Raw genomic sequence first — 10,172 nt, 5'->3', positions numbered from 1 at the left:
AGGGTACGAGGAGCAGAAGCGTTGTCCAACGAACAGAGCGGCGACCAGAAGGTCCTGGAGACGCTGAAGCGGCTCACCACCGACCTCCGCCGCACGAAGCAGCGCCTGCGCGAGGCCGAGGACCGGGGCCACGAGCCCATCGCGATCGTCGGCATGGCGTGCCGCTACCCCGGCGGCACGGCCTCCCCCGACGACCTGTGGCGGCTCGTGGCCGAGGGCCGCGACGCGGTGGCGGGCTTCCCCACCGACCGTGGCTGGGACCTCGGCGCGCTCTTCGCCGACGACCCCGACCGGCCCGGCACCTCGCACGCCCGCGAGGGCGGCTTCGTGCACGACGCGGGCGAGTTCGACCCGTCCTTCTTCGGCATCTCGCCGCGCGAGGCCCTGGCGATGGACCCGCAGCAGCGCCTCCTCCTGGAGACCGCGTGGGAGGCGATCGAGCGGGCCGGCATCGACCCGGCGTCGCTGCGCGGCAGCCGTACCGGCGTGTACGCGGGAGTGATGTACCACGACTACGGCACGGGCGCGGACCCGCTGCCCGAGGGGGTCGAGGGCTACCTGGGCCTCGGCACCGCCGGCAGCATCGCCTCCGGTCGCGTCGCGTACGTCCTGGGCCTTGAAGGCCCGGCCGTCACGCTCGACACGGCGTGCTCGTCGTCCCTGGTCGCGCTGCACTCCGCCGTACGGGCGCTGCGCGCGGGGGAGTGCACGATGGCCCTCGCGGGCGGCGCGACCGTGCTCTCCACCCCGGCCGTCTTCGTCGACTTCTCCCGGCAGCGCGGTCTCGCCGCCGACGGCCGCTGCAAGCCCTACTCCGCCCAGGCCGACGGCGTCGGCTGGTCCGAGGGCGCGGGCATGCTGCTCGTCGAACGCCTTGCCGACGCCGAGCGGCTCGGCCACCCGGTCCTCGCGGTCCTGCGCGGCTCCGCGGTGAACCAGGACGGCGCCAGCAGCGGCCTCACCACGCCCAACGGGCCCGCGCAGCAGCGGGTCATCCGGCAGGCGCTCGCCGACGCCCGGCTCGACCCGGTCGACGTGGACTTCGTCGAGGGCCACGGCACCGGTACGGCCCTGGGCGACCCGATCGAGGCGCAGGCGCTGCTCGCGACTTACGGTCAGGATCGGGACGAGCCGCTGTGGCTCGGTTCGGTGAAGTCGAACATCGGCCACACCCAGGCCGCCGCCGGCGTCGCGGGGATCATCAAGGCCGTCATGGCCCTCCGCCACGGCGTGCTGCCCGGCACCGTGCACCTGTCCGAACTGTCCCCGCAGGTCGACTGGGCCTCCGGCGCGGTCGAGCCGCTGCGCGAGGCCCGCCCCTGGCCCGAGGTCGACCGGCCGCGCCGGGCGGCGGTGTCGTCGTTCGGCATCAGCGGCACCAACGCCCACATCGTCCTGGAACAGGCCCCGGCCACCCAGGCCGCCCCGGTCCCGGCGGCCCCCGCCCCGTCCGCACCCGCGTCGGCCACCGTCCCCGCCGCACGTGCCGAGACCACCGCGCCCACCGCGCCCGCCCCGGAACGGGCCGAACCCGTCGCGGTCCCGGTCGTGTTGTCGGGCGCGACGGAGCCCGCGCTGCGCGCGCAGGCCCGACGCCTTGCCGCGCACCTCGCGGACCACCCCGATCTGGCCCCGGTGGACGTGGCGTACAGCGCCGCCACCGGCCGTACCGCCCTGTCCAGCCGCGCGGTCGTCGTGGCCGACGACCGCGACGGGCTGCTCGAAGGGCTCGCCGCGCTCGCCGAGCAGCGGCCTAGCCCGGCCGTCGTCACCAGCACCGCCGGGGTGGGCGTCCGGCGGACCGCGTTCGTCTTCCCCGGCCAGGGCGCCCAATGGGCGGGCATGGCCGTGCCGTTGCTCGACTCGTCGCCCGCGTTCGCGGCCCGCTGGGCCGAGTGCGGCCGCGCGCTCGCCCCGTACACGGACTGGTCGCTCGACGAGGCGGTCCGCTCGCCGGAGGCGCTGGAGCGCGTCGACGTCGTCCAGCCCGTGCTCTGGGCCGTCATGGTGAGCCTGGCCGAACTGTGGCGTACGGCGGGCGTACGGCCCGACGCCGTCCTGGGCCACTCGCAGGGCGAGATCGCCGCCGCCTGCGTCGCGGGCGCGCTGTCCCTGGAGGACGGCGCGAAGGTCGTCGCGCTGCGGGCGAAGGCCTTGCTCGCGCTCGCGGGCCGGGGCGGCATGCTGTCCGTACCGCTGCCGGAGGCCGAGGTGCGGGCCCGGCTCGCACAGTGGCCCGGTCTCGGCGTGGCCGCCGTCAACGGCCCCTCGGCGGTGGTCGTCTCCGGCGCGGTTGCCGCCCTCGACGCGGCCCAGGCCGCGTGGGACGCCGAGGGCGTCCGGGTGCGCCGCGTACCCGTCGACTACGCCTCGCACTCGCCGCAGGTCGAGGAGATCCGCGAGCGTCTCGCCGCCGACCTGGCCGGCATCACCCCGCGCCGCACCGAGGTCGCCTTCCTCTCCGCCCTCACCGGCGAGCCCCTCGACACCACCGGGCTCGACGCCGACTACTGGTATCGCAACCTGCGCGAGCAGGTCCGCTTCGAGGAGGCCACCCGCCGGGCGATCCAGGACGGCTACCGCGTCTTCATCGAGGCCGGGCCGCACCCGGTGCTCACCGTCGGCGTGCAGCAGACGGCCGACGCCCTCGCCGTACCCGTCGCCTCGGTGGCCACCCTCCGCCGCGACAAGGGCGACCTGGGCCGGTTCCGTACGGCGCTCGCCGAGGCCGCCGTGCTCGGCACGCCCGTCGACTGGGCGGCCGAACTGGCCCCGTACGCCCCGCGCCGCGTCGATCTGCCCACGTACGCCTTCCAGCGCGAGCGGTTCTGGCTCACGCCGCAGCGCCGTGCCGCCGTGGTCGCGGCGGCGGGCGCCGACCCGTGGGAGGCCGGGTTCTGGGACGTCGTGGACCGCGTCGACGTCGAGGCGCTCTCTCGCGCCCTCGGCGTCGACACGGACGAACCGCTCAGCGCCGTCGTGCCCGCGCTGTCCCAGTGGCACCGGGACCGGCACGGACGGCAGACCGTCGACACCTGGCGGTACGCGGTGGAGTGGGAGCGCGGCACCGTCCTCGACGACGCGCGCCTGACCGGCTCGTGGCTCCTCGTCGTGCCCGAGGGGCACACGGGCCCGCTGCCCGCCGACTGTGCCCGCGTGCTCGCCGCACGGGGAGCCGACGTCACGACCCTCACGCTCGCCGACGGCGACACCGGGCGCGACGCGCTCGCCGCCCGCCTCGCCGGAGCCCGCGGCGCGGACGCCGACGGCGCGGACACAGGCGCCGCCGACGTCCGCTTCGCCGGCGTGCTGTCCCTGCTCGCCCTCCACGACGAGCCGCACCCCGAACACCCCGCCCTGCCGGTGGGCCTGGCCCTGACGGTCGCGCTCGTGCAGGCCCTCGGCGACGCGGGCGTCGACGCCCCGCTGTGGTGCGCAAGCAGCGGCGCGGTCGCGGCCGGCCCCGCCGAGCGCGTCACCGCGCCCGCGCAGGCCCAGACCTGGGGCCTGGGCCGCGTCGTCGCCCTGGAACACCCCGACCGCTGGGGCGGCCTCGTCGACCTGCCCGCCGCACTGGACGACCGCGCGGTCGGCCAGCTCGCCGCCGTCCTCGCGGGCGACGCCGGCGACGAGGACCAGGTGGCGCTGCGCGACACCGGCCTCTCGGTGCGCCGCCTCGTCCGCGCACCGCTCGGCGCCACCCCCGCCCCTCGCCAGTGGCGGCCCACCGGCACCGTGCTGCTCACCGGCGGCACCGGCGCGCTCGGCCCGCACCTGGTGCGCTGGCTGGCCGCCCACGGCGCCGAGCGCGTCGTGCTGCCCAGCCGGCGCGGCGCGGCCGCCCCGGTCGCGGCGGAACTGACCGCCGAACTCGCCGGGTCCGGCACGGCCCTGGAGTTCCCGGCCTGCGACGTCGCCGACCGCGACCAACTCGCCGCACTGGTCGCCGGACTGGCCCAGGCCGGTACGCCGGTACGCAGCGTCCTGCACGCCGCCACCGCGCTGGAGCTGCGCCCGCTGGCCGACACCCCGGTGGGCGAGTTCGCCGACGAGGTGGCCGCCAAGGTGCTCGGCGCCCGCCACCTCGACGAGCTCTTCGGGGCCGACGCGGACCTCGACGCCTTCGTCCTCTTCTCGTCCATCGCGGGCCTGTGGGGCAGCGGCGAACACGCCCCCTACGCCGCCGCGAACGCCTACCTCGACGCGCTCGCCGAGGACCGCCGGGCCCGGGGCCTGACCGCGACCTCGGTCGCCTGGGGCATCTGGGCCGCCGTCAACGACTGGGACGGCATCCGCGAGGGCGTCGACCCGGAGCGCGTCCGCAGGCAGGGCCTGCCCTTCCTCGACCCGGACCTGGCCGTCGCGGGCCTGGCGCAGGTGCTCGACCACGACGAGACCACCGTGGCGCTCGCCGACGTGGACTGGACCCGGTTCGTGCCGGTGTTCTGCTCCGCGCGGCGCAGGCCCCTCCTGGAAGGCGTACCGGAAGCCGCGGCCCTGCTGCGCGACGCCGTCGTCGACACCGGTACGGCCTTGGCGCTGCGCGAACGGCTCGCCGCGCTGCCCGAAGGGGAGCGCACGCGGGCCGTGACCGAGCTGGTTCGTGAGCACGCGGCCGCCGTCCTCGGCCACGCCTCGCCGTCGGCGCTCCCCGCCGACCGGGCCTTCCGCGACGTCGGCTTTGACTCCATCACCGCCGTCGAGCTGCGCAACAGGATCGGCGCGGCCACCGGACTGACGCTGCCCGCGACCCTGGTCTTCGACCACCCCTCGCCCGCCGCGCTCGCCGAGCACCTCCTCGCCGAGGCCTTCGGAGCCGCGACGTCCGCGCCCGTCGTCACCGCACGGGCCGACGCCGACGACGACCCGATCGCCATCGTCGGCCTCAGCTGCCGGTACCCGGGAGGCGTCGAGTCACCGGACGACCTGTGGCGGCTCGTGGTGGCGGAAGGGGACGCGGTCGGCGACCTGCCCACCGACCGGGGCTGGGACCTCGACGCGCTCTACGACTCCGACCCGGACGCCCGGGGCCGCAGCTACGTGCGCAACGGCGGCTTCCTCCCCGGCCTCGCCGAGTTCGACGCCTCGTTCTTCGGGATCTCCCCGCTGGAGGCCCGCGCCACCGACCCGCAGCAGCGCCTCCTCCTCGAAGCGGCGTGGGAGGCGTTCGAGCACGCTGGCATCGACCCGGCCGGCCTGCGCGGCAGCCGTACGGGCGTGTTCGCGGGCGCCAACGTCGGTGACTACGCGTCCAGCCGCGGCCCCGGAGCCGGCGGCTCCGACGGACAGCTGCTCACCGGCAACGTGCCGAGCGTGGTGTCCGGCCGGATCTCCTACACACTCGGCCTGGAGGGCCCCGCCGTCACGGTCGACACGGCCTGCTCGTCGTCGCTGGTCGCGCTCCACCTGGCCTGCCAGTCGGTGCGTCGCGGCGAGAGCGACCTCGCCCTCGCGGGCGGCGTCGCCGTGATGTCCAGCCCGGCCGCGCTGATCGGCTTCTCCGCGCAGCGCGGTCTGTCCGGCGACGGCCGCTGCAAGGCGTTCGCCGACGCGGCCGACGGCACGGGACTCGCCGAGGGCGTCGGCCTCGTCCTGGTCGAGCGGCTGTCCCGGGCCCGGGCCCAGGGGCACCGCGTGCTCGCGCTCGTCCGCGGCTCCGCCATCAACCAGGACGGCGCGTCCAACGGTCTCACCGCGCCCAGCGGCCCGGCCCAACAGCGCGTTATCACCGCCGCGTTGGGCGACGCAGGCCTGCGGCCGTCCGACGTGGACGCCGTGGAGGCGCACGGCACCGGCACCCGCCTCGGCGACCCGATCGAGGCCCAGGCGCTGCTGGCCACGTACGGCCGCGACCGGACCGAGCCGCTCTGGCTCGGCTCGGTGAAGTCCAACGTCGGCCACACCCAGGCGGCTTCGGGCGCCGCAGGCGTCATCAAGATGGTGCAGGCCATCCGGCACGGACTGCTGCCGAGGACGCTGCACGTTGACGCGCCCTCCACGCAGGTCGACTGGACGACCGGCGCCGTCTCGCTGCTCACCGAGCCGCTGGAGTGGCCCACCGTGGACCGTCCGCGTCGCGCGGGCATCTCGTCGTTCGGCCTGTCCGGCACGAACGCCCACGTGATCATCGAGCAGGCGCCGGAGGAGGACGCACCCGTCGCGGAGGCGCCGGAGCCCGTCGCCGACGCGCCCGAGCCGGTTGTGGCGTGGCCGGTGCACGGCCGTACCGAGGCCGCCCTCCGCGCCCAGGCGGCGCGGCTGCGTGACCATGTCGCCGCCGTTCCCGACGCCCGCCCGGCGGACGTCGGCTGGTCCCTCGCGGCCGGCCGCGCCGCCTTCGACCACCGGGCCGTCGTGCTCGGCGCCGACACGGCCGAGCTGCTGAGCGGCCTCGACGCCGTCGCCGGTGCCACCGCCCACCCGGCGGCGGCCCAGGGCGTCGCCGCGGGCGCCGACCGGGTCGCGTTCGTCTTCCCCGGCCACGGCGCCCAGTGGCCCGGCATGGCCAAGGGGCTCCTGGAGGAGTTCCCGGTCTTCCGGGAGAGCGTGCACGCCTGCGCCGAAGCGTTCGCCGAGTTCGTCGAATGGGACCTGCTCGACGTGCTCCACGACGTCGAGGGCGCGCCGCCGCTGCACCGCGTGGACGTCGTGCAGCCCGCGCTGTTCACGATGATGGTCTCCCTCGCCGCGCTGTGGCGTTCGCACGGCGTGCACCCCTCGGCGGTGGTCGGCCACAGCCAGGGCGAGGTCGCCGCCGCGTACGTGGCGGGCGCCCTGACCCTGCGTGACGCGGCCAGGATCGTCGCCACCCGCGGCAAGGCGTGGCTGACCCTCGCGGGCACCGGCGGCATGGCGGCCGTCGCGCTGCCCAAGGCGGAGGCGCTCCGGCGCCTCGAGCCGTGGGGGACGCGCCTCGACGTCGCGGCGGTCAACGACCCCCGCTCCGTCACCGTCGCAGGCGACCTCGACGCGCTGGAGGAACTGCTCACAGGCCTTGAGGGCGAGGGCGTACGGGTGCGCCGCGTCCGGCAGATCGTCGGTGCGGGACACACCGCGCACGTGGACGTCCTGCGCGACCACCTCGTCGAGACGCTGGCGCCGACCGCCCCCCGTTCGTCCGCGATCCCGTTCTACTCCACGGTGACCGGCGGCCTGCTCGACACCGCGGGCCTCGACGCGGACTACTGGTACGAGAACGCGCGCAGGACCGTGGAGTTCGAGCAGGCCGTGCGCGCCATGGCCGAGCAGGGCCACGGACCGTTCCTGGAGGTCAGCGGGCACCCGATGTTCACCGTGGCGCTCCAGCAGACGCTGGAGGACGCGGGCAGCGGGGCCGCCGCGCTCGGCACCCTGCGCAGGGACGAGGGCGGGCGCGAGCAGTTCCTGCGCGCCGCCGCCGAGGCCCACACGGCGGGCGCCACCGTCGACTGGCGGCCCGTCTTCGAAGGCACCGGTGCGGCCACGGTCGAGCTGCCGACGTACGCGTTCCAGCGCGCCCGGCACTGGCTGGAGCCCTCGGTGGGCACCGGCGACATGACGGCGGCCGGACTGGCCTCTGCCGGGCACCCGTTGCTCGGCGCCGAGGTCGACCTCGCGGGCGGCGGGCTCGTCCTCACCGGCAGGCTCTCCGCCGCGGCCCAGCCGTGGCTGCCCGGCGAGGTGCCCGGGGCGGTCCTCGTCGACCTCGTCCTGGCCGCCGCCGACCGGGTCGGCGGCGCGGGCATCGGCGAACTGACCGGGTACGCGCCGCTCGCGCTCGCAGAAGGCGGCGTCACCGTGCAGGTGCGCGTCGGCGAGCCCGACGGGGAGGGCACGCGATCGGTCGGCGTGCACTCCCGGACCGACGGCGCGTGGGTGCGCCACGCCGAAGGCACGCTCGTGGCCCACACCGCGCCCGGCGCCGCGCTGACCCCCTGGCCGCCGGCGGGCGCCGAGCCCGTCGACGACCTCTACGCCGAACTCGACGCGGCCGGCGTCGGTCCCGCCCCGGCCTGGCGTGCCGTACGGGCCGCGTGGCGGCGCGGCGACGACGTGTTCGCCGACGTGGCGCTCGACGCCGAAGCCGCCGAACGGGCCGACGGCTTCGCCCTGCACCCCGTGCTCCTCGACGCCGCCCTGCACACCGTCCTCGACACCGACCGGGTGCCCGTCGCCTGGTCGGGCGTACGCCTGCACGCGACCGGCGCGCGGGCAGTGCGGGTACGCGCCGAGCGCACGGGCCCGGACACCGTGGCCCTCACCCTGGCCGACCCCGCAGGCGACCCGGTGCTCACGGTCGACGCGGTCCGGCTCGGCGCCGTGACGGACCGCACCGCCCCCGGGCGAATCGGCCGCGACGCGCTGTTCCGCATGGACTGGGTGCCGCTGGCCGCGACCGACGCCGGGGCCACGCCCGGCCGGTGGGCGGTCCTCGGGGCCGATCCGCTGGGCGCCGCCCAGGAGTTGCGCGGCCTCGGCCACACCGTGCTCGGCGCCGCGGACTCGGCGGCCCTGCGCGAGGTGCCCGACGCCGTCCTGGTCACTGCCGTGGGCGGCGAGGGCGACGTGCCCGCCGAGGCGCGCTCCGTCGCGCACGCCACCCTTGCGGCCGTCCAGGCATGGCTGGCCGACGACCGGTTCGCCGCCGTCCCGCTCGTCGTGCTCACGCGCGGCGCCGCGGCCGACCGGGCGTCCGACCTCGCGGGCGCCGCCGCCTGGGGCCTGGTGCGCTCGGCCCAGTCGGAGCACCCCGACCGGTTCGTCCTGGTCGACACCGACGGCGAGCCCGAGTCGTGGCGGGCGCTGCCCGGCGCGTCGGCCGCCGGGGAACCCCAGCTCGCGCTGCGCGGCGGCGCGGCCCTGGTGCCCCGCCTCGCCCGCCTCGCCGAACCGGAAGGACCCGCGCCGTGGGACCCGGCCGGCACCGTCCTGGTCACCGGCGCGTCCGGCGACCTCGGCGCGCTGGTCGCCCGCCACCTGGTGACCGAACACGGCGTCCGGCACCTCGTGCTGGCCTCCCGGCGCGGCCAGGCCGCCCCGGGCGCGGTCGAGCTGAGCGAGGAGCTCGGCACGCTCGGCGCCCGGGTCATCCACGCGGCGTGCGACGTCGCCGACCGAAAGGCGCTCGCGGAGCTGCTCGCGGCGATCCCGGACGAGCACCCGCTGACCGCCGTCGTGCACAGCGCCTCGGTCCTCGACGACGGCGTCGTCGCCGCGCTCACCCCGGAGCGGATGGACACGGCGCTGCGCCCGAAGGCCGACGCGGCCTGGCATCTGCACGAGTTGACCCGGCACCTCGACCTGGCCGCGTTCGTGCTGTTCTCCTCGATGGCGGGCACGCTCGGCGGCCTCGGCCAGGGCAACTACGCGGCGGGCAACGCCTTCCTCGACGCCCTGGCCCGGCACCGCAGGGCCCACGGCCTGACGGCGACCTCCGTGGCCTGGGGCTGGTGGGCCGAGCGCGCCACCAAGAGCGGCCACGAGGTGGCCCCGGACGAGACCGCCGTCATCAACGGCATGGTGCCGCTGACCGAGGAGCGCGGCCTCGCGCTCTTCGACGCGGCGTGCCGGGGCGACGAGCCCTTCGTCGCGGCGAGCGCGCTGGACCCGCGCTCGCTGCGGGCCGCCGCCGACGAACTGCCCCCGATGCTGCGCGCGCTGTCGGGCGTACCCGCCCGCCGGGCCGCGGCGCAGGCGGAGATCGCGACCGCTCCCACCCTGGGACGCGATCTCGCCGGCCGTCCGCGAGCGGAGCAGGAGGCGCTCCTGCTGGATCTGGTCCGCGCCGAGGCCGCGCTGGTGCTCAGCCACCCGAGCGGCGACGACGTCCAGATCCACCACCGGTTCCTGGAGCAGGGGTTCGACTCGCTGGCCGCGCTGAAGCTGCGTAACCGGATCGCCGCGGTCACCGGGCTGCGGCTGCCGCCGACGCTGGTGTTCGACCACCCGACCCCGGCCGAGCTGGCCCGGCACCTCCTCGCCGAACTGGCACCGGCCGACCCAGAGGCGCCGGTGGAGTTCGCCGACGAGGACGCCGCGACGGCCGTTCTCGTCCTGGAGGAGCTCGGCCAACTCGACGAGGCCATCACCCGACTGCCCGCCGACGGCCCGGAACGGGCACGGATCGCGGAGCTGTTGGACGGCCTCGTGGTGAGGTGGAAGCGCTGATGATCAACAACGTGGTCGTCCTGATA

The 10,172-nt window shown here is 76.7% G+C and carries 1 protein-coding gene; it reads left to right on the top strand.

Annotation, left to right across the window (positions count from 1 at the left end; translation table 11 throughout):
- Positions 1-21: 21 nt before the first annotated feature.
- The gene (locus tag ACZ69M_RS10100; protein WP_470048350.1) at positions 22-10,146 is read left to right on the top strand and encodes a type I polyketide synthase; all 10,125 of its coding nucleotides are present in this window, start codon (positions 22-24) and stop codon (positions 10,144-10,146) included.
- The last annotated feature ends 26 nt before the right edge of the window (positions 10,147-10,172 follow it).

This window comes from Streptomyces sp. NPDC107454 (genome assembly GCF_055582885.1).
The sequence above is the reverse complement of the archived record's forward strand: the minus strand, read 5'-3'. Positions and strand labels throughout refer to the sequence as shown.